We start from the raw sequence: 24,322 nt of genomic DNA, 5'->3' as shown, positions 1-24,322 counted from the left end.
TCAATTTTTCGTGTGCGTGGGCAAAACGCCATTCAGAACATAGAGTTGGCGCCACGTTTTAAAGCGGTTTGCAAATAGCTAAGCCCCTTATTTTTCAGCATTTTTATAGAGGCACGGGATTACATGGAAATCGGTCTGCGCGAGTGGCTGATCGTCATCGGCATCATTGTCATTGCCGGTATTCTTTTCGATGGCTGGCGCCGCATGCGCGGCGGCAAGGGGAAACTCAAGTTCCGCCTTGATCGCAGCCTGTCGAACCTGCCGGACGACGATGACAATGCCGAACTGCTGGGGCCGCCCCGGGTGCTGGACACCCACAAGGAGCCGCAGCTGGACGAGCATGACCTGCCGTCGATGAGCGCGCCGGTGCGCGAACCCCGCGAGTCGGGCTCCAAGCGCGGCAAGCGCAACAACGAACCGTCCCAGGGAGACCTGAACCTCAACCTGGACCTGGATGGCGGCCCGAGCTTCAGCAGCCGCGACGATTTCCCGGACGAGAGCAAGGCGTCGAGCAGTGACAAGGACCAGGCCCAGGCGGAAGAAGTCCTGGTGATCAGCGTGATCTGTCGCGATCCGGCCGGCTTCAAGGGCCCTGCGTTGTTGCAGAACATCCTGGAAAGCGGCCTGCGTTTCGGCGAGATGGACATTTTCCACCGCCACGAAAGCATGGCCGGCAACGGCGAGGTGCTGTTCTCCATGGCCAATGCCGTCAAGCCGGGGGTGTTTGATCTGGACGACATCGATCATTTCAGCACGCCGGCGGTGAGTTTCTTTCTCGGTCTGCCGGGCCCGCGTCATCCCAAGCAGGCCTTTGACGTGATGGTGGCGGCGGCTCGCAAGTTGTCCCAGGAACTCAATGGCGAATTGAAGGATGACCAGCGCAGCGTGCTGACCGCCCAGACCATCGAGCACTACCGTCAGCGTATTGTCGAATTCGAACGTCGGGCATTGACCCAGAAGCGCTGATCAGAGCGCCTCTGGTAGCCGCTTGTGGCAAACCGCTTTTGTGGCGAGGGGATTTATCCCCGCTGGGCTGCCAAGCAGCCCTCAAAATGTTGTGTTGCCACAGAGTTTGCGAGTGCTGCGCACTCGAGCGGGGATAAATCCCCTCGCCACAGGTTCTCTGCCGAGCGTTACTTGACTGATTGAAATGAGCAGCCTCGGCTGCTCTTTTGCTTTATGAGAGAACACCCATGAATGCCGTCGAAACCCGCATCCTAGAGCTGCGCACCGAACTGGAGCAGCACAACTACCGCTATCACGTCCTTGATGAACCCACCATCCCGGATGCCGAGTACGACCGGCTGTTCCATGAGCTCAAGGCCCTGGAAGCGCAGCACCCGGAGTTGGTGACCAGCGACTCACCGACCCAACGGGTCGGCAGCGTGGCGCTGTCGGCGTTCAGCCAGGTCCGTCACGAAATCCCGATGCTCAGCCTGGGCAATGCCTTCGATGAAACCACCATGCGTGAGTTCGACCGCCGGGTGACCGAAGGTCTCGATCTGCCGATAGGCGATCTGCTGGGCGGCGGTGCGGCGGTGGAGTACAGCTGCGAGCCGAAGCTCGATGGCCTGGCGGTCAGTCTGTTGTACCAGGACGGCCTGTTGGTACGCGGTGCCACTCGCGGCGACGGCACCACTGGCGAAGACATCAGCGTCAATGTGCGCACCGTGCGCAACATTCCCCTCAAGCTGCAAGGCAGCGGCTGGCCACCCGTGCTGGAAGTGCGCGGCGAGGTCTACATGTCCAAGGCCGGTTTCGAGCGCCTCAACGCCACGCAGTTGGAGGCGGGCGGCAAGACCTTCGCCAACCCGCGCAACGCGGCGGCCGGCAGCCTGCGCCAGCTTGACTCCAAAATCACCGCCAACCGCCCGCTGGAGTTCTGCTGCTACGGCATTGGCCAGGTGACAGCGGATATCGCCGATACCCACATTGGCAATCTCAAACAGCTCAAGGCCTGGGGCATGCCCATCAGCCGCGAACTGAAACTGGCCCACGGCATCGACGAATGCCTGGATTACTACCGCGACATCGGCGAGCGGCGTAGCGCGTTGCCCTATGAGATCGATGGCGTGGTGTTCAAGGTCAACAGCATTGCTTCCCAGCGTGAACTCGGCTTCCGCGCTCGCGAGCCGCGCTGGGCCATCGCCCATAAATTCCCCGCCAGCGAGGAGCTCACCGAGTTACTCGACGTCGAGTTTCAGGTGGGTCGCACCGGGGCCGTGACGCCTGTTGCGCGGCTCAAGCCGGTCAAGGTGGCCGGCGTGACCGTGGCCAATGCCACGCTGCACAACATGGACGAGGTGGCGCGCCTGGGATTGATGATCGGCGACACGGTGATTATCCGTCGCGCCGGGGACGTGATCCCCCAGGTGGTTCAAGTCGTCACCGAGCGCCGCCCGGAAAATGCCCGCCCGGTGGAAGTGCCCCAGCAGTGTCCGGTGTGCGGTTCCCACGTGGAGCGCACGCAATTGATCAAGCGCAGCAAGGGTCGCGAAACCATCAGCGAAGGCGCGGTCTATCGCTGCGTCGGGCGCCTGGCCTGTGGGGCGCAGCTCAAGCAGGCGATCATTCACTTCGTCTCGCGCCGGGCCATGGACATCGAAGGGCTGGGGGAAAAGAGCATCGAACAACTGGTGGACGAGGGCCTGGTGGGATCGCCGGCCGATCTGTATGCCCTGACCTTCGAACAAGTGGTCGACCTGGAAGGCTTTGCCGAATTGTCGAGCCGGAAGTTGTTGGCGGCCATCGTCGACAGCAAGAAGCCCAGTCTGGCGCGCTTCATTTACGCCCTCGGCATCCCGGATGTCGGCGAGGAAACCGCCAAGGTCCTGGCGCGCTCCCTGGGCTCGCTGGAGCGCGTGCAAGCGGCGTTGCCCCAGGTGCTCACTTATCTGCCGGACGTGGGCCTGGAAGTGGCGCATGAGATCCACAGCTTCTTCGAGGACCCGCACAACCGTCAGGTGATCGCGGACCTGCTGCGTCATGGTCTCGATATCCAGGACCAGGGCGAGCTGGGCGCCGAGTTCTCCGCCAGCACCACCCTGGGCGGCTTCCTCGACAAGCTGTACATCCCGTCGGTCGGACCGGGTGGTGCGCAGAAACTGGCAGACAAGTTCGGCTCCCTTGAGGCGGTGATGAACGCGGACTGGCTGGACATGCGCCAGGCCCTGCCGGAAAAGCAGGCCAACGCCGTGCGGGAGTTCTTTGCCATTACCGAAAACCGCCAGCAGGCCGAGGCCGCGGAACAGCAGTTGCGGGACTTCGGCATGCACTGGCGAAGCGAGAAAAAGGTGGTCGAAGGCTTGCCCGAGGCGGGTCACACCTGGGTACTGACCGGTTCGCTGGAATTGATGAGCCGAGACGTCGCCAAGGACAAGCTGGAGAGCCTTGGGGCCAAGGTCGCCGGGTCCGTGTCGGCGAAAACCCATTGCGTGGTGGCCGGGCCGGGCGCGGGCTCGAAGCTGACCAAGGCCAATGAACTGGGGCTCAAGGTGCTGGACGAAGAGGCGTTCGTGGCGTTTCTTGGCAAGCACGGCATCACGGTCTAGCCCTTGTGGCGCGGGGATAAATCCCCTCGCCACAGGGGTGTGTCACCAGGCTGAACGTCTGTGCCAGAAGACGATCTAGTGTTGCAGGCCCCAGGGAGAGATCGCCATGTACCGCTTCTTCGAACAACTGAGCTCACGCATCGCCGCGCCGTTCCTGGGCGACCGTTCGCGCAACAGCAAGGTCTGGCCGTGTCGCTGCGGCCAGTCGCTGTTTTTCCGCAACAGCCAGTGCCTGGCCTGCCTGGCGGCGTTGGGCTACCAGCCGGAGCAGAGTCGTCTTTCGTCCCTGCAACCCGGTGATCTGCCTGACACCTGGACCCTGGATGCCGACCCGCAGGCCGGTCTGTTCCGTCGCTGTGCCAACCTCGATACCGCGGCAGCGTGCAACTGGCTGCTGCCGGCCGGGGGGCGCGACACCTTGTGCATCGCCTGCAGGCTGAACCGCACCATCCCCGACCTGTCGATCCCGGAGAGCCCTGAACGCTGGCGCAAGGTCGAGACGGCCAAGCGCAGGCTGGTGGCGCAACTGATCACCCTCGGTCTGCCGGTCGCGCCGAAAAGCGTCGACGAATCCACGGGCCTGGCCTTCGACTTCATCGGCGTCGACCCTGACGGCACGCCACCGACCACCGGTCATGCCAGCGGCTTGATCACGCTCGACATCAAGGAAGCGGACGACGCCCACCGTGAGGCCGTGCGCCAGCAGATGCACGAACCGTATCGCACCTTGCTCGGGCACTTTCGTCACGAAGTGGGGCATTACTACTGGGATCTTCTGATTGCCAACAGCCACTGGCTCGAAGCATTCCGCGGATTGTTCGGCGATGAGCGCGCCAGTTATGCCGACGCGCTGGAGCGGCATTACCAGCAAGGAGCACCGTTGGACTGGCAAACCCGTTACGTCAGTGCCTACGCCACCATGCACCCCTGGGAGGACTGGGCCGAAACCTGGGCTCACTACCTGCACATGATGGACGCCGTGGACACGGCGCTGGGCTTTGGCATGAGTGCCCAGGACATGGACTTCGACTACCAACCGTTCCCAGCCGACACCCTGTTCGATCCCGAGCACACCGGAGGCGCGGCGTTCCTGTCGTTCGTCAACGCCTGGATCGAACTGGCAGGCATGCTCAACGAACTGTCCCGCAGCATGGGCCAGCCGGATTTCTACCCGTTCGTCGTGCCGGCAACCGTCATCACCAAACTGCATTTCATCCATCTGGTGATCCAGGAGGAGGGCGGCCGGGCAGATGAGGTGCTGCTGTAGCGATGGGGTTTGGCGGGATGGCTGTGCTCTTGGCTCACCCACAGGGTTCTTCGGGGTGCTGCAGAAATCATCTCCACCCCCATAGCAAGTGCTTGAACATCTTCGCTTTTTTAATCCGGTGCGAACGGTTGTAACTTCCCGTCAGATAGGTACAATGGCGCGGCTCGCCGTCAGGCGGGCGTCGTTATGGTGACCCCATCGGTCCCCCCGCAACGATTACCCGTGAACCTGGTCAGATCCGGAAGGAAGCAGCCACAGCGGGAACATTGTGTGCCGGGGTGTGGCTGGTGGGGTTGCCTCCATAACGCCCCAGGCCTTCATTCGCAAGGTTTGTCAGATTGTCCCTTATTTCTCTTGTTCTGATCGAATTCGGTCGATGCCTTCTGCTGTCTGCTCTATTACCGTTGATCGGCACTGTCATTTCTGACAGTAGAATTTCACGTTGTGCCTTTCTAGGGTTCGTGTAACCGGCCAGAGGGCGGCGTGATGAACAACGACATGGTGTTGACGCAAAGCAGGGGGGCAATCGCCGTGAAGGTCGCGGCGGCGCTGGGATGGTTTGCATTGCTTCTCCAGCTTTACCTGGTCCTGGCCTCGCGCTGGCAGGCCGAGAAGAGCCTGTTGGGTGGCGTGGAGATCTTTTTCAGCTATTTCACGGTGCTGACCAATGTCCTGGTGGCAATCGTGCTGACCTGCGCGGCGACGACAGGAGACTCGGCGCTGCGACGTTTCTTTCTCCGGCCTTCGACCCAGACGGGGGTGGCGGCTGCCATTTTGCTGGTCGGGGTGGCGTACAACCTGCTCCTGCGCCAGACGTGGAATCCTCAAGGCTGGCAGTGGGTGGCTGATGAGCTGTTGCACGACGTGATGCCGGTGCTGTTCATGATCTATTGGTGGTTCTGTGTGCCAAAGGGAACCCTGCACTGGAGCAATGTATGGGCGTGGCTGATCTATCCACTGGTCTATTTCATTTACGCCCTGATACGTGGCGAGATGATCGGCTTCTACCCCTATCCGTTCATCGAGGCGAACAGCTTGGGTTATTCACAGGTGCTGGTTAATGCGGTGTTGGTGTTGGTGGGGTTCGTGGTGATTTCACTGGTGCTGGTCGCGGTGGATCGAGCGAAAGGCGGGCGCTGATTGACTGGTTATTTTTCTGGATGCCCATACACCCAGTGTTCGCCACCGATCCCTTGTGGGAGCAAAGCTTGCTCGCGATGGCGGTGGGTCAGCTTGCATTGATGTTGCCTGATATTCCGTTATCGCGAGCAAGCTTTGCTGCCACAGGTTGTGTGCGTCAGGTGCGGGTAGCCGGGGAGCGATCACGCCCGGCTCAAGGCTTGGACAGCGCCTGATCCACCGCCGCGATCAGCTTGCCCAGGTCCTTCGGCGTGGCCTTGTGTATGACTCCGAACAGATAGGCGCGCTGTTCGTCTTCATCGTTCATGTCGGCGAAAAAGGCTTTCAGTTGCACGTCCAACACGTTGGCGAGCAGGAACAGGGCTTCGATGCTGGGCATGTAGATGCCGGTTTCGAAGCGGCTGATGGTTTTGGGGTCAAAACCGGTTTTTTCGCCAAGTTCAGCCTGAGTCAGCCCCGCTACTTTGCGGTAGCGTCTGATGGCTGCACCCAAACTTGAAATTTGCATCGCTCAATTCCCATTTAGAATCAAGAACTTAACGATAGATTTTCGCATTAGGCAACCGCGCAATCCATCACCTTGCTTTGCAAAATGTGATGCGTTTCGTAGAATCATCGTTTGGGACGGGCATTTGGTGACCTGCTTCAGATGCCGGAATGCGCAAAAAGAAATGGGCCGCGCGCTCATTGTCGTCGCGCCGGGCAGGCGTTCTGGACTTTCAGGTGGCACCGGCGACGCCGTGCTCCCGCTTTTCTCAAGGTGTTTGAGCCTAGTTGATTTTCGCCTGTCCGAAGGCGGTGCAACCGCGTGCGACAAATGAGCCTGACTCATGGATGACTGCTTCGATGGATAAGAAGTACCGCAGAGCCGTTGACGCCGCCGCGATTTTTTCCGAAACCGATGCGAGCGGGCGTATCACTTACGTCAACGACCAGTTCTGTAGCCTCTTCGGCTACCGGCGCGATGAACTGCTGGGGGCGAACCATCGCCTGCTCAATTCCGGTCATCACCCAGGCGAGTTCTTCAGTGACATGTGGCACACCATCTCGTTGGGACAGGTCTGGAAGGGAGATATCTGTAACCGCGCCAAGGACGGTACGTTGCATTGGGTCGACACCACCCTGGTACCGGTGATCGACGACGCGACGGGGCAGGTCGAGCGCTACCTGGCGATTCGTTTCGACGTCAGCGACAAGCGTCGACAATTGCACTCCCTGCAATGGCGAGTCGGGCACGACGTGCTGACCGGGCTGCCAAATCGCACCTACTTGTCTGAACTGCTGGACCAGGCCCTGGCGTTTTCCCAGTCGGAAAACTTCCCCCTGGCGGTCTGTATGCTCGACCTCGATGGCTTCAAGGCGGTCAATGACGGTCACGGCCATGCCAGTGGCGATCAACTGCTGATCGAGGTCGCTAGGCGATTGCGCAGCATCGTGCGAGGCGAAGATGTGGTTGCGCGGCTGGCGGGGGACGAATTCGTGCTGGTGTTGCGTCACGTGCCTGGGATGGATGAGTTGCATGGGGCTTTGAACCGGGTGCTGGTTGCCGTGTCCACGCCCTATGCCATTGACGGAAAAAGCATCAAGGTTTTCGCAAGTATCGGCGTCACGTTATTCCCTTGGGACAACGAAAACGCCGAGACGTTGCTGCGCCATGCCGATCAGGCTATGTACATGGCCAAGCAGAGCGGTCGCAACCGCTTCCATCTGTTCGATGTATCCAGGGACAAGGAGGTGCGGGCCACCTACCAGACCGTCGAGCGGGTTCGGCAGGCATTGGCCGCCCAGGAGCTGCGGCTGCATTTCCAGCCCAAGGTCAACATGCGCAGCGGTGCCGTGGTGGGGCTTGAGGCCTTGCTGCGTTGGAAGCACCCGCAACGTGGCCTGGTGCCGCCCCGGGAGTTCCTGCCGCTGGCGGAGGAGACCGACCTGATCGTCGAGATCGGCGAGTGGGTCATGGAGCAGGTCATGACCCAGTTGCAGCTTTGGCAGCAAGCGGGACCGGGGTGGCCGGTGAGCATCAACATCTCGGCGCGGCATTTCCAGCGGGCGGACTTTGTCGAGCGGCTGCAGCAGATGCTGGGGCGGCACTCGGACGTGGCGCCGCGGATGCTTGACCTGCAAATCGTCGAATCCGTCGCGGTGGAAAATCTCCAGCATGTCAGCACTTGCCTGCAGGCTTGCCAGGCCTTGGGGGTAGGGTTCTCCCTGGGCGGCTTCGGGACGGGCTACTGCTCTCTCAATGACCTCAAGCATTTGCGTACCCAGACCATCAAGATCGATAAGACCTTCATCCGCGACATTCTTGTGAACCGGGATGACCTGGCCTTGACCAAGGCTGTGATCGGTCTGGCCCAGGCGTTCGATCGCGAAGTCGTCGCCGAGGGGCTGGACAGCCTCGAGCATGGGCAATTGCTGCTGCGCCTGGGTTGTGAAGTCGCCCAGGGTTACTTCATCGCCCGGCCCATGCCACCGGAGCAGATACCGGGTTGGGTGGCGAGGTTTGTTCCGCCGCCGCAATGGCAGCAGCGTCCGGGCATTCAGGGGGAGCCGGCTTCAGCTTCGGATGCCGCGTTGCGGCCGGTGTAGAGCTGGATGATCGCGTCGATTTCCCCTGATGCCTTCATGTCCTGCAAGGTGCGCAGAATACGCTGTACCGGGATTTTCGGATCATTGCGCAGGTAGCAGCCCAATTGCTGTTCCTGGAGAATGGTCACCCCTTGCAGTTGGCGGTCAGCGGTGTGTCGTTGGTTGAACCAGTCCAGTGCCCATTGATTGCTCACGCCGTAGCGGTAGCGGCCGGCAAGCAGTTTTGCCAGCACCTGTTCCTGACTCCGTGCATCGTCGCGCCGCAGATGGCCACTGTCGAACAGGGGTTGCAAGGTCGGGTAGGTATAACCGAGCACGGTGCCTATGAACTGCTGCCCCAGCGTCGCCGGTGCCACCTTTGCCGGGGCACTGGCCGTACCGACCAGCAGGTCGCGCTGGAAGAACAGCGGCACGCTCCACAGGTAATCACCGCCTTTATCCTTCACCCAATCCTGGCTGACATAACAGCGTATGTCGACTTCGTCGCGTTCCATGGCGCCGTCGAGCCGGGCCCGGGACAGGACGTGAAACTCGGCTGGCATGCCCACCCGGGTCGCCAGACTGCTCATGACGTCAGGGAGTATTCCCTGCGTCGGGCGACCCTGTTCGATCTGCACCATGGGCATGGCCCAGCCGTCGGTCACGGCAAAGCGCAAGGGTAATTCGGCGGCGGAACATTCTGTCCCTAATAACAGCAAAGCCCCCATGGCCAAGCGCATAAGCTCTCCTGACGGTCTAAAAACGTGTCGACAACCGAGTCCCTGATCCAAGCTTAGTCAGATTAGAACGGTGCACCGGATGCAATTTCGCCCCTGCTCCGCTAGCATTAGCCGCTTATGTTCCTTCGTTGCGATGGTTTTCGATGAGTTATCAGGTTCTTGCACGTAAATGGCGTCCGCGCTCGTTCCGCGAAATGGTCGGCCAGACCCATGTGCTCAAGGCTCTGATCAACGCCTTGGACAGCCAGCGCCTGCACCACGCCTACCTGTTCACCGGGACCCGCGGCGTGGGCAAGACTACCATCGCGCGGATCATAGCCAAGTGCCTGAATTGTGAAACCGGCATCACTTCAACGCCTTGCGGCGAATGTTCGGTCTGCCGGGAAATCGACGAAGGTCGTTTTGTCGACCTGATCGAGATCGACGCCGCCAGCCGCACCAAGGTCGAGGACACTCGCGAGCTGCTCGACAACGTGCAGTACGCCCCGAGCCGTGGGCGCTTCAAGGTCTACCTGATCGACGAAGTGCACATGCTCTCCAGCCACTCTTTCAATGCGCTGCTCAAGACGCTTGAGGAGCCGCCGCCCTACGTCAAGTTCATCCTGGCCACCACCGATCCACAGAAGCTTCCTGCAACGATTCTGTCCCGCTGCCTGCAGTTCTCCCTGAAGAACATGACACCGGAACGGGTCGTCGAGCACTTGACCCACGTGCTGGGCGTCGAGAATGTGCCGTTCGAAGACGATGCGCTGTGGCTGTTGGGCCGCGCTGCCGACGGCTCGATGCGTGACGCCATGAGCCTGACCGACCAGGCCATTGCCTTCGGTGAAGGCAAGGTCATGGCTGCCGATGTGCGGGCCATGCTCGGTACCCTTGATCACGGCCAGGTCTATGACGTGTTGCATGCCCTGATCGACGGCGACGCGAAGGCGTTGCTCGAAGCGGTGCGCCACCTGGCCGAACAGGGGCCGGACTGGAACGGCGTGCTGTCGGAAATTCTCAATGTATTGCACCGTGTCGCCATCGCCCAGGCCTTGCCCGACGGCGTCGACAATGGCCACGGCGACCGTGATCGCGTGCTGGCCCTGGCCCAGGCGTTGCCCGCCGAAGACGTGCAGTTCTATTACCAGATGGGCCTGATCGGTCGTCGTGACCTGCCTCTGGCACCGGATCCGCGCGGCGGCTTCGAGATGGTGCTGCTGCGAATGCTGGCGTTCCGGCCTGCCGACACGGCGGACGCGCCGAGGCAGGCGCTAAAGCCAGTGGGGATCAGTCAGGCCACAGCTGATTCCGCCAAGCCAGTGGCTGCCGCGCCCGTTGCTGCGCCGGCAGTGGCTTCTGCTCCGGCTGCGGTGCCGCCGGTCATGGAAGCGGCCCCGGCGCCTGTCGTCGAGCCTGAGCCTGTTCCCGAGCCTGTCGCCGAAGTCGTTATCGATCTGCCCTGGAATGATCCGGTCGAGCCCGAGATCGTCCAGCAGCCTGTCGTCGAGCCTGTACTGGAAACCGTTGCCGAGCAGCCCGATCTGCCGCCGATGCCCCTGCCGACGCCCGACAGCGTGGTGCCGGAGGCGCCCGAGTGGGTCGCCGCACCGATGCCCGAGCCGACTGTCGCCGATGTTGATATGGCCACGCCGGGCGTGGACCTGGACGACGAGCCTCCGCTGGATGAGGATTACATCGAGCCTGACATGGACTCGGCCTATAGCTACCTGGACGATCTGGCCAGTGAGCACGCCGCCGAGCCGGCACCTGAGCCGGAGCCGGAGCCCGCGGCGATGCCGGCTACCGGACTGGCCCTGCAATGGCTGGAACTGTTCCCGAAATTGCCGATCACCGGCATGACCGGTAGCATCGCCGCCAACTGCACGCTGATCGCGGTGGAAGGCGACCACTGGTTGCTGCACCTGGACCCGGCCCACAGCGCCCTGTTCAACGCGACCCAGCAGCGGCGTCTCAACGATGCACTGAACCAGTATCACCAGCGCACCTTGACGCTGAGCATCGAGCTGATCAAGCCTGAGCAGGAAACCCCGGCCCAGGCCGCGTCCCGGCGTCGTGCCGACAGACAGCGCGAGGCCGAGGAATCGATCCACAGCGATCCGTTCATCCAGCAGATGATGCAACAGTTCGGCGCGGTGGTCCGTCACGATACTATCGAACCTGTCGAAGCCCCGGTCACCCAGGGCTCATAATTGAAGGCGCCGGGCCGAAAGGGCCGGGCGCGGTGTTTATCCAAGTACTTTCGAGGTGATTCCCATGATGAAAGGTGGCATGGCCGGCCTGATGAAGCAGGCGCAGCAGATGCAGGAAAAAATGGCCAAGATGCAGGAAGAGCTGGCCAACGCCGAAGTCACCGGCAAGTCCGGCGGCGACATGGTGACCGTGGTCATGACCGGTCGCCACGACATCAAGCGCGTCAGCATTGACCCGAGCGTGGTCGAAGGCCTGAGCGAAGATGACAAGGAAATGCTCGAAGCCCTGTTCGCCGCCGCCGTCAACGACGCCGTGCGCAAGATCGAAGCCAACAGCCAGGACAAGATGTCCGGCATGACCGCCGGCATGCAACTGCCGCCGGGCATGAAACTGCCGTTCTGATTCGCCATCCCGGTCGGGATGGGCTACACCCAATGCCAGGCATCGCGCCTGGCATTTTTGTGTCTGGTGCATGGCTGTGATGGCCGGAACCCTTGTGGGAGCAAAGCTTGCTCGCGATAAGCGCCGGGGCCCCTGAAAGACCGCGTTGAATCCATCGCGGGCAAGCCTTGCTCCCACAGCGATAAACATCGAACGCCACCCCCCAGGCAATGGTCTGCTCCCTATACGTGCCCATTCAACGATCAAGGAGACGTTTCCATGTCACAAGCATCGACCTCCAACCAGCGCATCGTCCTCGCTTCCCGTCCCAAGGGCGCTCCCACCACGGAGAACTTCCGCATTGAACAGGTGACTCTGCCAGAGCTGGCGGACGGGCAGGTGCTGCTCAAGACATTGTTCCTGTCCCTGGATCCCTACATGCGTGGGCGGATGAGCGACGCGCCTTCCTACGCAGCGCCGGTGGAAATCGACGAAGTGATGACCGGCGGAGCTGTCAGCCGCGTAGTGCGCTCGAAGCACCCGAAATTTCACGAGGGCGACCTGGTAGTGGGGGCCACGGGGTGGCAGAGCCACAGCATCAGCGATGGTCGCAACGTCATACCCATTCCATCCGGGTTGCCCAGCCCGTCGATGGCCTTGGGGGTGTTGGGCATGCCGGGCATGACCGCCTACATGGGATTGATGGACATCGGTCAACCCAAGGCCGGGGAAACCCTGGTGGTGGCCGCCGCCTCGGGTGCCGTGGGTTCCGTGGTTGGCCAGGTGGCGAAAATCAAGGGCCTGCGGGTCGTCGGGATAGCTGGCGGCAGCGAGAAATGCCAGTACGTGGTCGATGAGTTGGGATTCGACGCCTGCATCGATCACAAGAGTGAGCACTTTGCCGAAGAGCTGGCCAGGGCATGCGACAAAGGCATCGACATCTATTACGAAAACGTTGGCGGCAAAGTCTTCGACGCGGTGGTACCGCTGCTCAACGCCAAGGCCCGCGTCCCGCTCTGTGGCTTGATCGCGTCCTACAACGATCAACATGCTCCGAGCGGGCCGGATCGCTTGCCGCAATTGCAGCGGACCTTGCTGACCAAACGGGTGCGCATGCAGGGCTTTATCGTGTTTGACGACTACGGTGACCGTCAGCCGGAATTCATCAGCGCCATGGCGCCATGGGTGCGGGATGGTCGGGTCAAGTTCCGTGAAGACGTGGTCGATGGTCTGGAGAATGCGCCACAGGCATTCATCGGGCTGCTGGAGGGGCGCAACTTTGGCAAGCTGGTGGTGCGGGTGGCACAGGATTGAGTATTTGACGCTGCTCAGAGGCGCGGGTATAAACCGCGTCTCGTTGTCATGTCGGACATTTCCTCGATGAGCTTCAGCCCTTTGATTCGCCAACTGATCGATGCCCTGCGAACCTTGCCGGGTGTGGGCCAGAAAACTGCCCAGCGCATGGCATTGCAATTGCTTGAGCGTGATCGCAGCGGCGGTTCGCGCCTGGCCCAGGCCCTGAGCCAGGCCATGGAAGGGGTTGGGCATTGCCGTTTATGCCGCACCCTGACCGAAGACGACCTGTGCCCGCAATGTGCCGATTCGCGTCGGGACGACACACTGCTGTGCGTCGTGGAAGGGCCCATGGATGTGTATGCGGTGGAGCAGACCGGTTTCCGTGGCCGGTATTTCGTGCTCAAGGGACATCTCTCGCCCCTCGATGGCTTGGGGCCAGAGGCCATTGGCATCCCCGAGTTGATGGGACGGATCGAAGAGGCGGGGACTTTTACTGAAGTCATCCTTGCCACCAACCCGACGGTGGAAGGCGAAGCCACCGCCCACTACATCGCCCAACTGCTGAGCAACAAAGGCCTGGTTGCCTCCCGCATCGCCCACGGCGTGCCGTTGGGGGGCGAGCTGGAGTTGGTCGATGGCGGAACGCTGGCGCACTCGTTTGCCGGGCGCAAGCCGATTACGCTGTAACCACCGTATGACCCCTCTGTGGGAGCGGGCTTGCTCGCGAAAGCGGTGTGCCAGTCAATAAATCATGTGGCTGTCACTCCGCTATCGCGAGCAGGCTCGCTCCCACATTGGTCGGGGGTAGCTTTAGTATTCTGCGGCCGCACACAACCCCTGTGGGAGCGAGCCTGCTCGCGATGGCGGTAAGTCAGTTGGCGATAATGTGACTGATACACCGTTTTCGCGAGCAAGCCCGCTCCCACCGAACCGATGATGGTCGGGCGGTTATCGTTCGCTCAGGGAGAACTGCGTCAGGCAGAACGTTGGAATCCCCATGTCGGTCAGTCGCTGGGAGCCCAGCAATTCCGGCAAGTCGATGATCGCCGCCGCTTCGTGGACCTTGGCGCCCATGCGGCGGATCAGGTTGGCTGCGGCGATCAGCGTACCGCCGGTGGCGATCAGGTCATCGAACATCACCACTGAATCTCCCTCGCACAGGCTGTCGGCATGCACTTCCAGGAAGGCTTCGCCATATTCGGTCTGGTAACCCTCGGCCAGCACATCGGCCGGCAGCTTGCCTTGCTTGCGGAACAGCACCAGAGGCTTGTTCAGCTGGTAGGCGAGGATCGAACCGATCAGGAACCCCCGGGCATCCATCGCGCCGATGTGGGTGAACTCGGCCTCGACATAGCGGTGGACGAAGCTGTCCATCACCAGCCGCAGGGCCGTGGGAGACTGGAACAGTGGGGTAATGTCGCGGAAGATCACGCCGGGTTTGGGGAAGTCGATTACGGGGCGGATCAGGGATTTGATGTCGAAGGAGTCGAAGACCATCGTCGAAGTGTCCTGGCAGGCTGCAAACGCGGCAGTATAGCGCGGCCAGGGAAATCCCTCAGCCGCGCCCGTTCATCAGCCTTCGATCGAGCCGCCGGCCAGGGCGCAGAGCTGGATCGGATCGAGAATGTGGATCTCCTTGCCTTCGGCGGCAATCAACTCATTCTGCTGGAAACGGGTGAACACTCTGGATACGGTCTCCACGGCCAGGCCCAGGTAGTTGCCGATTTCATTGCGCGACATGCTCAGGCGGAACTGATTGGCCGAGAATCCACGGGCACGGAAGCGAGCGGAAAGGTTGATCAGGAAGGTCGCAATGCGCTCGTCGGCGGTTTTTTTCGAGAGCAGCAGCATCATCTGCTGATCGTCGCGGATCTCCCGGCTCATCACCCGCATCAACTGGCGGCGCAACTGCGGTAGTTGCAGCGCGAGTTCATCGAGGCGGTCGAAGGGGATCTCGCACACCGACGTGGTTTCCAGTGCCTGGGCCGAGACCGGATGGCTTTCGGTGTCCATGCCGGACAGTCCCACCAGCTCGCTGGGCAGGTGAAAACCGGTGAGCTGCTCTTCGCCGCTGTCGCTCAGGTTGAAGGTTTTCAACGCGCCCGAGCGCACGGCATAGACGGAGTCGAAGGTGTCACCCTGGCGAAACAGGAACTCACCTTTTTTCAACGGTCGGCCCCGTTTGACGATCTCATCCAGTGCGTCCATGTCCTCCAGATTCAGCGACAATGGCAGACAGAGAGGGGCCAGGCTGCAATCCTTGCAATGGGCCTGGCTGTGGGCGCGCAGTTTGACTGGCTCGGACATTTCTTTAATCCTTGTGGGGAAACACACATAAGGCGTAAGGGTAACCCAGCTCCGGGTCCTCGGCCAGTGCGGCTCCTCGTCAAATTGTCGCGCTCAGATGACGCGTGAGAAGCGCTGCCGGTTTTGCTGCTCCAGATAGCTATCGAACACCATGCATACCGAGCGCACCAGCAGGCGCCCGGCAGGCAATACCGTTATGTGGGAGTCATCCAGCTCGATCAGCCCGTCCTCGGCCATCGCCTGCAATTGCGGCCACAATGCTGCGAAATAGCGGTGGAAATCGATATTGAAGGTTCGCTCGATCTCTGCGAAGGCCAGCTCGAAATGGCAGATCAACTGCTGGATCACCGCCCGTCGCAGCCGGTCGTCGGCATTGCACAGCAGGCCGCGATTGGTCGCCAGTTGTCCGTCTGCAAGAATGTTCTGGTATTGGTTCAGGTCGCTGCTGTTCTGGCAGTACAGGTCGCCGATCTGGCTGATGGCCGACACGCCGAGGCCGATCAGATCGCAATGCCCGTGGGTGGTGTAGCCTTGGAAGTTGCGTTGCAGGGTGGCCTCTTCCTGGGCGATGGCCAGGTCGTCGTCGGGCAGGGCGAAGTGGTCCATGCCGATGTAGCGGTAGCCGGCGGAGGTCAGTTGTTCGATGGTGCCTTGCAGCATCGCCAGTTTCTGCTCCGGGTTCGGCAGGTCCTGGCTGTTGATGCGCCGCTGGGGCATGAAGCGCTCCGGCAGGTGGGCATAGTTGAATACCGACAGGCGGTCCGGTTGCAGGTCGATGACTTCTTCGACGGTACGGGCGAAATTGTCCGGGGTCTGCTTGGGCAGGCCGTAGATCAGGTCGACGTTGATCGAACGGAACTGCAAGGTCCGGGCAGCTTCGATCACCGCTCTGGTTTCGTCCAGGCTTTGCAGGCGGTTGACGGCGCGCTGCACGGCTGGATCGAGGTCCTGCACGCCGATGCTGACCCGGTTGAAGCCCAGTTCCCGCAACAGGCCCATGGTCGACCAGTCGGCTTCCCGGGGGTCGATTTCGATGCTGTAGTCACCAGAATCGTCATCCAGCAGGTTCAAATGCTGGCGTAGCGTGGCCATCAACTGGCGCAGCTCGTCATGGCTTAGGAAGGTCGGAGTGCCGCCACCCAGGTGCAACTGCTCGACGCGCTGGGCCGGATCCAGGTGGCAGCCGATCAACTGGATCTCTTGTTCCAGGCGTTGCAGGTAGACATGGGCGCGACCACGGTCCTTGGTGATGACTTTGTTGCAGGCGCAGTAGTAGCAGACGTTCGCGCAGAACGGCACATGCACGTACAGCGACAACGGTCGCATCGCCTTGCGGCTGTCGCGCAGGGCGTGGAGCAGGTCGAAGGTACCCACCTGGCCGGCAAACTGCGCCGCAGTCGGGTACGAGGTGTAGCGAGGCCCCGCTACGTCGTAGCGGCGGATCAGGTCAGAGTCCCAACGAATGGCGTCGAGCATGCGGGCGTTCCCCGGATAGGCTGGCATGAGCGCGAGTCTAGGAGGGTGGACGCTGGGGCGTGTTGATTTGCATCAACGGGGGAGTGCTGTTCAAGACCCTGTCGGATGGGGGCTAAGTGTGGAGTACAACTTGTGGGAGCCGAGCTTGCTCGCGATAGCAGTGGGTCAGTCAATTGAGTATTGATGGTGCCGTCCTCGATCGCGAGCAAGCTCGGCTCCCACAGGTGGCAGTGACAGGGAATCCCGATCAATGCCCCATGAGCCAATGCTGGTGCGGCCCTGGCAAGGTCCAGATGCCAAAAACAATCACCAGCAGGCCGCCGGCCATGCGCACGCTGCGTTTGCGCAGCAGGGCGGTGACGCGCTCGGCGGCCAGGCCGGTGGCGAGCAGTACCGGCCAGGTTCCGAGACCGAAAGCCAGCATCAGCAACGCGCTGTCCAGGGCGTTGCCCTGGCTGGCGGACCACAACAGGGTGCTATAGACCAGGCCGCAGGGCAGCCAGCCCCACAGCGCACCAAGCAGCAAGGCTCTGGGCAGGCTAGATACAGGCAGCAAGCGGTTGGCGATCGGTTGGATATGTCGCCACAAACCCCGGCCGACGCCTTCAATACGGGTCAGGCCACTCCACCAGCCCGCCAGGTACAGGCCCATGGCGATCAGCAACAATCCGGCCAGTACCCGCATGATCATCGCCGCCGGGCTGTTGGCGACTGCCCAGCCGGCCAGGCCGATCAACAGTCCGGCGATGGCATAACTCAGGATTCGTCCCAGGTTGTACGCCAGCAACAGCCGGAAGCGCCGGCTGCGTTGTTCCTTGGGGATCGCCAGGGTGAGGGCGCCCATCAGGCCGCCGCACATGCCCAGGCAATGGCCGCCGCCCAGCAGGCCGAGGATCACCGCTGAAACCAGTAATGGCGCCAGATCAAGCATGGGGCGGGGCCTTGTCGTCCGGCCCGTGGGTCTGGCCGTCGGCTTCGTCCACGGCGGCCTTGTGATTGGGATCCTGATCGTCGAACAGGATGCTGTGGGCCGGACCGTCGAGGTCGTCGTACTGGCCGCTGTCCACGGCCCAGAAGAAAATGTACACGGCGATGGCCACGATCAACAGCGCGGCCGGGATCATCACGTAAAGAGCTGGCATTTCGGAACTCCAGGCTCGCGCGGCTCAGGCCGGCAGCGGGCGGGTATCGGGCGCAGCGTCGAACATCTGCACCTTGGGCTGGCGGGTCAGCCTGAGCGCATTCAACACCACGGTCAACGAGCTGATGGACATGCCGACCGCGGCCCATACCGGGGTAATCCAGCCGAGGGCGGCGAACGGCAACATGAGGCCATTGTACAGCGCCGCCCACACCAGGTTCTCGATGATCACCCGACGGGTGCGCCGGGCCAGGCTGAAGGCGTGGATCAGGGCATCGAGACGGTTGGACAGCAACACTGCGTCGGCGCTGGTCTTGGCCAGGTCGGTGGCCGAGCCCATGGCGACACTGATGTCCGCTGCCGCCAGCACGGGCACGTCGTTGACCCCGTCGCCGAGCATCAGCACCTTGCGCCCTTGCTGATGCAACTGTTGCAGCACTGCCAGTTTGTCATCCGGGCGCAGACCGCCCCGGGCTTCATCGATGCCCAGTTCTGCGGCAACACTGGCAACCATCGGCGAACTGTCGCCCGACAGCAGGAGGGTTCGCCAGCCTCGCGCCTTGCAGGCCGCCAGCAAGGCCGGGGCGTCGGCACGCAGACGGTCGTCGAGGACGAGCCAGGCCAAGGGCCCCCCGGTATCGCCCAGCAGCAGCCATTGGCCGGGTTCGTCTGGCATCTGCGGTACTGCCGCGGGACTCAACTCGCAGACAAAACCGGGTTGGCCGATGCGCAGGCGCTGTTCGCCGACTTGGCCCTCCAGCCCCAGCCCTGGCGTGCTTTGTACCTGTTCGGCGGCCAGCGGCGCGCGGCCAAAGGCCCGTGCGATGGGGTGTTCGGAGCGGTTTTCCAAGGCGGCGGCCAGGGCCAGGCACTGGTCGCTGTCGAGGTCTGCCAAGGGACGAATGGCGCGCAAGGCCAGGCGACCTTCGGTGAGGGTACCGGTCTTGTCGAAGATCACTGTATCGATCTGGTTCAGGCCTTCCAGCACATGACCCCGAGTCAGCAGCAGACCAAGCTTGTGCAGGGTGCCGGTGGCGGCAGTGAGGGCGGTCGGCGTGGCGAGGGACAGCGCGCAAGGACAGGTGGCAACCAACATCGACAGGACAATCCAGAAGGCGCGGGACGCATCCAGGTGCCACCACAACAGGCCGATGGCGGCTGCGGCGATCAGGGAGAACAGCAGGAACCATTGGGCCGCGCGGTCTGCGATTTCCGCCAGTCGCGGCTTTTCGGCCTGGGCTCGCTCCAGCAGCCGCACGATGGCGGACAATCGGGTGTCCTGGCCCAGTGCCTGCACCTCGACGGTCAAGGCGCCTTCGACGTTCAACGTGCCGGCGGTCACGGCATCGCCCGCCTGGCGGGGTTGTGGCAGGTATTCGCCGGTCAGCAGGGATTCGTCGATGCTGGACTGGCCGTCGAGAATCCTGCCGTCGGCCGGCAGGACCGCCCCCGGATGCACCAAGACCCGGTCGCCGGTACGCAACTCGCTGAGCAGGATGCGTTCGCTCTGGCCGTCGCTTTCGAGACGCAGGCACGAGGCCGGCAACAGATTGACCAGTTGCGCCGTGGCAGCAGCGGTACGCTCCCTGGCTCGTCGCTCCAGGTAGCGGCCGGCCAGCAGGAACAGCGCGAACATGCCCACGGCGTCGAAATACAGCTCGCCCACGCCAGTGACAGACGTCCAGATCCCGGCGATATAGGCGCTGCCGATAGCCAGGGACACGGAAACGTCCATGGTCAGGTGGCGGGTGCGCAGGTCGCGCATCGCGCCTTTGAAGAAGGGCGCGCAGCTGTAGAACACGATGGGGGTGGTGAGAAACAGCGCAACCCAGCGCAGGATGGTGTGCATCTCCGGGCTCAGGTCGATATTGAATTCCGGCCACGTCGCCATGGTCGCCATCATTGCCTGGAACCACAGCAGCCCGGCCACGCCGAGCTGGCGCAGGGCCAGGCGGTTTTGCGCGGCCAGTTGCTCGCTGGCCTGGTCGGCCTGGTACGGGTGGGCGACGTAGCCGATCTGGCGCAACTCGGCGAGCAGGGTGCTCAGCGGGAGTTCAGCGTCGGCCCAACGGACCTGCAGGCGATGATTGGACAGGTTCAGCCGTGCTTCAGCCACGGCCGGCAGGCTGCGCAATTGTTTTTCGATCAACCAGCCGCAGGCTGCGCAACTGATGCCTTCCATCAACAGCGTGGTTTCGGCCAGCTCGCCTTCGTGGCGCACGAACGACTGCTGCACGTCAGGACGGTCGTACAATGCCAGCTCATCGGTCAATTGGACGGGCAAGGTCTCGGGGTTGGCCGATGCTTCGCTGCGATGCTGGTAATAACTTTCCAGGCCGCCGGCGACAATCGCCTGGACCACTGCCTGGCAGCCCGGGCAGCACAGCTCACGGGTTTCACCCAGAACAACGGCGGTGAAGCGGCTGCCGGGGGGGACGGGCAGGGCGCAGTGGTAGCAGGGCAGGGGCGTAGTCATTGCGTTTTCACAGAACGTTGTCCAATGATCGTTCCCATGCTCTGCGTGGGAACGCATCCTGTGACGCTCCGCGTCACGCTTGCGAGGGGACGCGGAGCGTCCCGGGCTGTGTTCCCACGCAGAGCGTGGGAACAATCAGAGCTACAGAAAGACGGCCTACTTCTTCAGGTCTTCAGCGCCTTGCAGCGGTTCATCACCCAGCAGGATGGCCTGGTCATGGTTGACCTGCTCTTCTTCGAACAGGCGCCAGGTCTTGTCGTTCTCCACCCCCAGCAATTCGACAAAGCGTCGTCCTTCGACCTTGTCCGTCAACTGACCGATGTACCGCCCCGGCTCGCTGTCGTTGCGGGTCAGGACGATCTTGCGGTCTTTCTCCGGCTGGGTCGGCGAAATCAGGCTCAACTCCAGGGTCTGGGGTCGACTGTTGCCGCTCAGGCGCAGGTCCACCTCGCCAGTGACACCATCCATCCGCACGTTGGCATGCAACTGCAGGGTCTGGGCCAGCAGCTCACGCTCCAGCGAGCGATTGATGCCCTTGCCGGCCTCGTAATAGTTGTCGTTGACCAGGTTGTCCGGGTTCTTTACCGCAATGGTCACCATCGTCAGGCTCAGGGTTACCGAACAGGTCAGGATCCCGATGATGATCCACGGCCACAGGTGCTTGTACCAAGGGCTGGTGGCGGTTGCTGCAGGCATGTTCAGTTCTCTCAACGAATTTGTGGGCCGATGAATCGGCTCTTGGCTTCGACATGAACGCTGTCGTCATCGGCATCCTTGAGGATGAAGGTCACCTCGTTGGTGCTCGACGGCAGTTGGTCCGGTGCGCTGGACAACTCCACCGGCTGGCTGAAGATATCGCCGGCCGCGACCTTGATTTCCCGTCGGCCTTGCAGCTTCAGGTCAGGCAGGCCGGTGGCTTCCAGCACATACGTGTGATCGCGCTGGTCCTTGTTCATGATCTTCAGGCTGTAGACGTTCTCGATCCGGCCTTCGGCGTTCTCGCGAAACAGTACGCGGTCCTTGCTGACGTCGAAACCCACCAGTGAACGCATGAAGAACGCCGTCACCAGCAGGCTGATCATCGCCAGCAACACCAGCGCATAGCCGATCAGGCGCGGGCGCAGTTTATGGGTTTTTTGCCCTGAGAGGTTGTGCTCCGTGGTGTAGCTGATCAGGCCGCGCGGGTAATCCATCTTGTCCATGATGTTGTCGCAGGCATCGATGCAGGCGGCGCAGCCGATGCACTCGATCTGCAGGCCGTCGCGGATGTCGATGCCGGTAGGGCAGACCTGGACGCACATGGTGCAATCGATGCAGTCCCCCAGGCCCAGAGCCTTGTAGTCGATACCTTTCTTGCGTGGGCCACGGCTTTCGCCGCGACGCGGGTCGTAGGAGACGATCAGAGTGTCCTTGTCGAACATCACGCTCTGGAAGCGGGCATAAGGGCACATGTAGATGCACACTTGCTCACGCAGCCAGCCGGCGTTGCCGTAGGTGGCGAGGGTGAAGAAGCCGACCCAGAAATACGACCAGCCATCGGCCTCACCGGTAAAGAACTCGAACACCAGTTCGCGGATCGGCGTGAAGTAACCGACGAAGGTCATACCGGTGACGAAACCGATCAGCAGCCAGAGGCTGTGCTTGGCGAATTTGCGCAGGAGCTTGTTGACCCCCATCGGCGACTTGTCCAGCTTGATGCGCTGGTTGCGGTCGCCTTCGGTGACCTTTTCGCACCACATGAAGATCCAGGTCCACACGCTCTGCGGGCAGGTATAGCCGCACCACACCCGACCGGCGTACACCGTAATGAAGAACAGGCCGAAGGCGGCGATGATCAGCAGTCCGGACAACAGGATGAAATCCTGGGGCCAGAAGGTCGCGCCAAAAATAAAGAATTTGCGTTCCGGCAGGTTCCACCAGACGGCCTGATGACCGCCCCAGTTCAACCAGACGGTACCGAAGTACAGCAGGAACAAAAAGGCTCCGCCGACCATCCGCAGATTGCGGAACAGGCCGGTGAAGGCTCGGGTGTAGATTTTTTCCCGAGAGGCATACAAGTCGACGCTTTTGTTGGCGTCCTTGGCAGGCGGGGTAACGTCATGTACCGGAATCTGGTTGCTCATCAAATGCATCCCACGGCAGTGGAAAAGTGCCGAGGCCAGTGCGTGCCGACCACGGTCAGAAAGGGTGCTGCAATGGCGCAATGATACGCCTGTCGCTCTAGCCCAAGGGTGCGACCTTTGGTCGCGTTGGGCGCAAGGGGTGAATGGTGTAGCGGATGTAACAAGTCATGACCCAGGTCAATTGACTTGTCGAGTATAGTCGTCCAGCCGTAGCGGACGATTTGTAATATCGGTTATTAGGTGTCATAGCGGTGGGTGTGCAGGCATGCGCAAAAAAGGGCATATCGATACGCTCGGTATGCCCTTTGTTTTCTGATACTTGGCAGCTATCGCGGATCGACGTTATCCAATACCCGATTCGCCAATAAGTAACTCAGCTCGATCAATTGCTGAATGCCCAGGGCAATGTGACGTCGTGAACCGTCCAATTCGAAGGCCAGATCGCTGACCATTGCGTCAGCTGAAGCCAGGGTTTCGCTGAGGTTGGCGAGCAGGCATTCGTTATCGATATCTTTCACGATGGTGAATAGCTGGCCTTGTTTCGGAGCGTCTTGAGATTGTTCCTGTTTGGGTAGCAGGTAGTAATCAAGCGCCCGGTTGGTGGCTTCGTCGTATTTCTTGGAACCAGTATCAGCTTTGCAGGAGGAGGTGGAATCCGCCTTCGGCGGATTGGGTGTGACTTTGAACATGATGAACTCCTTTCGTAGGGGAACCATCACCGTCTGCCGCCAAGCAGATGGGGTGACGGATTACACAAGGTTGGCGGACCGGAACGAAAGGAACCCGGCATCCCCGAAGGGATCCTTGCGCAACCCGCCATAACATACGAAAGCCAATGCTAAAAGCATCGCAGTCATATTTGAAGGATTGTTACGCCTTTCGAGTACCGGGCCGCCAAGCCCGGTCGCTGTATCTGCAGCGACGGGATTACGATAGGACGGCATGACTAAGGCGCACAAGCGGGCGGATTCTGGCGTAGTTGTAGGTAAAGGCGCAAGGTTGCGTAGCCTGGACGAGCGCGATAGCCAGTGTGTAGGCACGGTCTGAAAGTTATCTGCAATTCGTGGCGAGGGAGCTTGCTCCCGTTCCGAGGGCGCAGCCGTCGTAAAGTAGTTAGCGCGGTCTGCCTTCAGGACTGCGCCGACGCGGTTGGGGCGTAACTGCACAGACCACTAGTGGCTTTAAAAGCCGTTCATAGGACAAAGGCTCGAACAGGTTTATCTTTATCTGAAATCGGGTATTCAGAAGCTCTTCAAGCGGGAGGCAGAGGGCGTTGAGTATATCCATCTGCGTACAGAAAAATTGAGTCTTCTGAAATGTATATTACTTTCCTGTCTGGATGAGGCCGGACAGAAGTGATCAATAATTCACGCAGGTCGCCGGAGGCCTTGGCTTCATCAAGAAAACTTGTGAGGTCGTCTCGTGTCGCTTTACATAGCGCTCCCTTGAATATTATTTTTTTGCCTTTGGTGGCAATGAGTTTGTGCGCCACATAGTAGTAGTCTGAGGTCAGATGAGCCTCCAGATCTTCAAGCGAGTCAAGTACTTGAATGAAGTCGCCTGACAAGGTGGGCTGTAGCATCAGCGAAAAAATCGCCTCGCTGTTTTCATTTGGACCTAAGTCAAGCTTTTTGAGTCCTTCCAGACGATAATCGCTTTTCAT

The 24,322-nt window shown here is 61.2% G+C and carries 21 protein-coding genes and 1 other RNA gene; 10 read left to right on the top strand and 12 right to left on the bottom strand.

The window, feature by feature from the left end:
* Positions 1–123: 123 nt before the first annotated feature.
* The 5 genes from zipA (at position 124) to AD665_RS20775 (ending at position 5,958) form a co-directional block, all read left to right on the top strand.
* Positions 124–966, top strand: coding sequence for a cell division protein ZipA (gene zipA, locus AD665_RS20790; RefSeq protein WP_024776773.1), 843 nt, complete (start codon positions 124–126; stop codon positions 964–966).
* Positions 967–1,193: 227 nt separating this feature from the next.
* Entirely contained in the window at positions 1,194–3,551 is a 2,358-nt protein-coding gene (gene ligA / locus AD665_RS20785; RefSeq protein WP_024776774.1) for an NAD-dependent DNA ligase LigA, read from the top strand.
* 106 nt (positions 3,552–3,657) lie between these two features.
* A complete protein-coding gene (locus AD665_RS20780; protein WP_024776775.1) occupies positions 3,658–4,818 on the top strand; it encodes a zinc-binding metallopeptidase family protein in 1,161 nt (386 codons plus the stop codon).
* A gap of 196 nt (positions 4,819–5,014) precedes the next feature.
* Positions 5,015–5,111, top strand: an RNA gene (gene ffs, locus AD665_RS27085) — signal recognition particle sRNA small type.
* A 193-nt stretch (positions 5,112–5,304) separates the two neighbouring features.
* Positions 5,305–5,958: a Pr6Pr family membrane protein gene (locus AD665_RS20775; protein WP_053193503.1), complete on the top strand. Its 654-nt coding sequence runs from the start codon at positions 5,305–5,307 to the stop codon at positions 5,956–5,958.
* 193 nt (positions 5,959–6,151) lie between these two features.
* On the opposite strand, the gene AD665_RS20770 is transcribed toward AD665_RS20775, so the two are convergent.
* Complete coding sequence (locus AD665_RS20770) at positions 6,152–6,466, bottom strand: helix-turn-helix domain-containing protein (protein WP_024776777.1); 315 nt, start codon at positions 6,464–6,466, stop codon at positions 6,152–6,154.
* Positions 6,467–6,804: 338 nt separating this feature from the next.
* On the opposite strand from AD665_RS20770, the gene AD665_RS20765 reads away from it, so the two are divergent.
* On the top strand, positions 6,805–8,547 hold the full coding sequence (locus tag AD665_RS20765; RefSeq protein WP_053193500.1) for a putative bifunctional diguanylate cyclase/phosphodiesterase: 1,743 nt from the start codon (positions 6,805–6,807) through the stop codon (positions 8,545–8,547).
* On the opposite strand, the gene AD665_RS20760 is transcribed toward AD665_RS20765, so the two are convergent.
* Positions 8,499–9,266 (bottom strand): substrate-binding periplasmic protein, encoded by a 768-nt coding sequence (locus AD665_RS20760; RefSeq protein WP_053193497.1) that lies wholly within the window; start codon positions 9,264–9,266, stop codon positions 8,499–8,501. The two genes, AD665_RS20765 and AD665_RS20760, sit on opposite strands and share 49 nt — an antisense overlap.
* 143 nt (positions 9,267–9,409) lie before the next feature.
* On the opposite strand from AD665_RS20760, the gene dnaX reads away from it, so the two are divergent.
* From dnaX to recR, 4 genes are all read left to right on the top strand, one after another.
* Entirely contained in the window at positions 9,410–11,458 is a 2,049-nt protein-coding gene (dnaX, locus tag AD665_RS20755) for a DNA polymerase III subunit gamma/tau (RefSeq protein WP_053193494.1), read from the top strand.
* 64 nt (positions 11,459–11,522) lie between these two features.
* Positions 11,523–11,861, top strand: a complete 339-nt coding sequence (locus AD665_RS20750) for a YbaB/EbfC family nucleoid-associated protein (protein WP_003183512.1) — start codon at positions 11,523–11,525, stop codon at positions 11,859–11,861.
* A 258-nt stretch (positions 11,862–12,119) separates the two neighbouring features.
* Positions 12,120–13,154, top strand: a complete 1,035-nt coding sequence (locus tag AD665_RS20745; protein ID WP_053193491.1) for an NADP-dependent oxidoreductase — start codon at positions 12,120–12,122, stop codon at positions 13,152–13,154.
* A gap of 66 nt (positions 13,155–13,220) precedes the next feature.
* The gene (gene recR / locus AD665_RS20740; RefSeq protein ID WP_024776781.1) at positions 13,221–13,823 is read left to right on the top strand and encodes a recombination mediator RecR; all 603 of its coding nucleotides are present in this window, start codon (positions 13,221–13,223) and stop codon (positions 13,821–13,823) included.
* A gap of 261 nt (positions 13,824–14,084) precedes the next feature.
* Here the strand turns inward: recR and AD665_RS20735 are convergent, their stop codons facing one another.
* The 10 genes from AD665_RS20735 to AD665_RS20690 all read right to left on the bottom strand — a co-directional run bounded on the left by AD665_RS20735 (position 14,085) and on the right by AD665_RS20690 (position 24,322).
* On the bottom strand, positions 14,085–14,633 hold the full coding sequence (locus AD665_RS20735; RefSeq protein ID WP_024776782.1) for an adenine phosphoribosyltransferase: 549 nt from the start codon (positions 14,631–14,633) through the stop codon (positions 14,085–14,087).
* A gap of 75 nt (positions 14,634–14,708) precedes the next feature.
* Positions 14,709–15,443 (bottom strand): fumarate/nitrate reduction transcriptional regulator Fnr, encoded by a 735-nt coding sequence (gene fnr, locus AD665_RS20730; protein WP_024776783.1) that lies wholly within the window; start codon positions 15,441–15,443, stop codon positions 14,709–14,711.
* Between the two features lie 93 nt (positions 15,444–15,536).
* Positions 15,537–16,919, bottom strand: a complete 1,383-nt coding sequence (gene hemN, locus AD665_RS20725; protein WP_024776784.1) for an oxygen-independent coproporphyrinogen III oxidase — start codon at positions 16,917–16,919, stop codon at positions 15,537–15,539.
* Positions 16,920–17,166: 247 nt separating this feature from the next.
* Complete coding sequence (locus tag AD665_RS20720) at positions 17,167–17,850, bottom strand: sulfite exporter TauE/SafE family protein (protein ID WP_053193488.1); 684 nt, start codon at positions 17,848–17,850, stop codon at positions 17,167–17,169.
* Positions 17,843–18,061 carry a cbb3-type cytochrome oxidase assembly protein CcoS gene (gene ccoS / locus AD665_RS20715; protein WP_024776786.1) on the bottom strand — a complete coding sequence of 73 codons (219 nt, stop codon included), beginning with the start codon at positions 18,059–18,061 and terminating at the stop codon, positions 17,843–17,845. The genes AD665_RS20720 and ccoS overlap by 8 nt, the downstream gene beginning before the upstream one ends.
* A 24-nt stretch (positions 18,062–18,085) precedes the next feature.
* Positions 18,086–20,536, bottom strand: coding sequence for a heavy metal translocating P-type ATPase (locus tag AD665_RS20710; RefSeq protein ID WP_053193486.1), 2,451 nt, complete (start codon positions 20,534–20,536; stop codon positions 18,086–18,088).
* 156 nt (positions 20,537–20,692) lie between these two features.
* Positions 20,693–21,232 (bottom strand): FixH family protein, encoded by a 540-nt coding sequence (locus tag AD665_RS20705; RefSeq protein WP_024776788.1) that lies wholly within the window; start codon positions 21,230–21,232, stop codon positions 20,693–20,695.
* Between the two features lie 11 nt (positions 21,233–21,243).
* Positions 21,244–22,659, bottom strand: coding sequence for a cytochrome c oxidase accessory protein CcoG (gene ccoG, locus AD665_RS20700; RefSeq protein WP_053193484.1), 1,416 nt, complete (start codon positions 22,657–22,659; stop codon positions 21,244–21,246).
* Between the two features lie 326 nt (positions 22,660–22,985).
* Positions 22,986–23,348, bottom strand: a complete 363-nt coding sequence (locus AD665_RS20695) for a DUF6124 family protein (protein WP_024776790.1) — start codon at positions 23,346–23,348, stop codon at positions 22,986–22,988.
* A 563-nt stretch (positions 23,349–23,911) separates the two neighbouring features.
* A complete protein-coding gene (locus AD665_RS20690) occupies positions 23,912–24,322 on the bottom strand; it encodes a hypothetical protein (RefSeq protein ID WP_223194630.1) in 411 nt (136 codons plus the stop codon).

The sequence above is a fragment of the Pseudomonas corrugata genome (assembly GCF_001269905.1).
Classification (GTDB): Bacteria; Pseudomonadota; Gammaproteobacteria; order Pseudomonadales; family Pseudomonadaceae; genus Aquipseudomonas; species Aquipseudomonas corrugata.
Note: the sequence above shows the minus strand (reverse complement) of the source record. Positions and strands in the feature narration are given on the sequence as shown.

Coding starts and splice junctions, on each gene's coding strand:
- ligA (WP_024776774.1), top strand. CDS start 1,194: ATGAATGCCGTCGAAACCCGCATCCTAGAGCTGCGCACCGAACTGGAG.
- AD665_RS20780 (WP_024776775.1), top strand. CDS start 3,658: ATGTACCGCTTCTTCGAACAACTGAGCTCACGCATCGCCGCGCCGTTC.
- AD665_RS20745 (WP_053193491.1), top strand. CDS start 12,120: ATGTCACAAGCATCGACCTCCAACCAGCGCATCGTCCTCGCTTCCCGT.
- AD665_RS20710 (WP_053193486.1), bottom strand. CDS start 20,536: ATGACTACGCCCCTGCCCTGCTACCACTGCGCCCTGCCCGTCCCCCCC.
- AD665_RS20765 (WP_053193500.1), top strand. CDS start 6,805: ATGGATAAGAAGTACCGCAGAGCCGTTGACGCCGCCGCGATTTTTTCC.
- ccoS (WP_024776786.1), bottom strand. CDS start 18,061: ATGCCAGCTCTTTACGTGATGATCCCGGCCGCGCTGTTGATCGTGGCC.
- AD665_RS20695 (WP_024776790.1), bottom strand. CDS start 23,348: ATGTTCAAAGTCACACCCAATCCGCCGAAGGCGGATTCCACCTCCTCC.
- dnaX (WP_053193494.1), top strand. CDS start 9,410: ATGAGTTATCAGGTTCTTGCACGTAAATGGCGTCCGCGCTCGTTCCGC.
- ccoG (WP_053193484.1), bottom strand. CDS start 22,659: ATGAGCAACCAGATTCCGGTACATGACGTTACCCCGCCTGCCAAGGAC.
- recR (WP_024776781.1), top strand. CDS start 13,221: ATGAGCTTCAGCCCTTTGATTCGCCAACTGATCGATGCCCTGCGAACC.
- AD665_RS20775 (WP_053193503.1), top strand. CDS start 5,305: ATGAACAACGACATGGTGTTGACGCAAAGCAGGGGGGCAATCGCCGTG.
- AD665_RS20720 (WP_053193488.1), bottom strand. CDS start 17,850: ATGCTTGATCTGGCGCCATTACTGGTTTCAGCGGTGATCCTCGGCCTG.
- AD665_RS20690 (WP_223194630.1), bottom strand. CDS start 24,322: ATGAAAAGCGATTATCGTCTGGAAGGACTCAAAAAGCTTGACTTAGGT.
- fnr (WP_024776783.1), bottom strand. CDS start 15,443: ATGTCCGAGCCAGTCAAACTGCGCGCCCACAGCCAGGCCCATTGCAAG.
- zipA (WP_024776773.1), top strand. CDS start 124: ATGGAAATCGGTCTGCGCGAGTGGCTGATCGTCATCGGCATCATTGTC.
- AD665_RS20705 (WP_024776788.1), bottom strand. CDS start 21,232: ATGCCTGCAGCAACCGCCACCAGCCCTTGGTACAAGCACCTGTGGCCG.
- AD665_RS20770 (WP_024776777.1), bottom strand. CDS start 6,466: ATGCAAATTTCAAGTTTGGGTGCAGCCATCAGACGCTACCGCAAAGTA.
- AD665_RS20750 (WP_003183512.1), top strand. CDS start 11,523: ATGATGAAAGGTGGCATGGCCGGCCTGATGAAGCAGGCGCAGCAGATG.
- AD665_RS20760 (WP_053193497.1), bottom strand. CDS start 9,266: ATGCGCTTGGCCATGGGGGCTTTGCTGTTATTAGGGACAGAATGTTCC.
- hemN (WP_024776784.1), bottom strand. CDS start 16,919: ATGCTCGACGCCATTCGTTGGGACTCTGACCTGATCCGCCGCTACGAC.
- AD665_RS20735 (WP_024776782.1), bottom strand. CDS start 14,633: ATGGTCTTCGACTCCTTCGACATCAAATCCCTGATCCGCCCCGTAATC.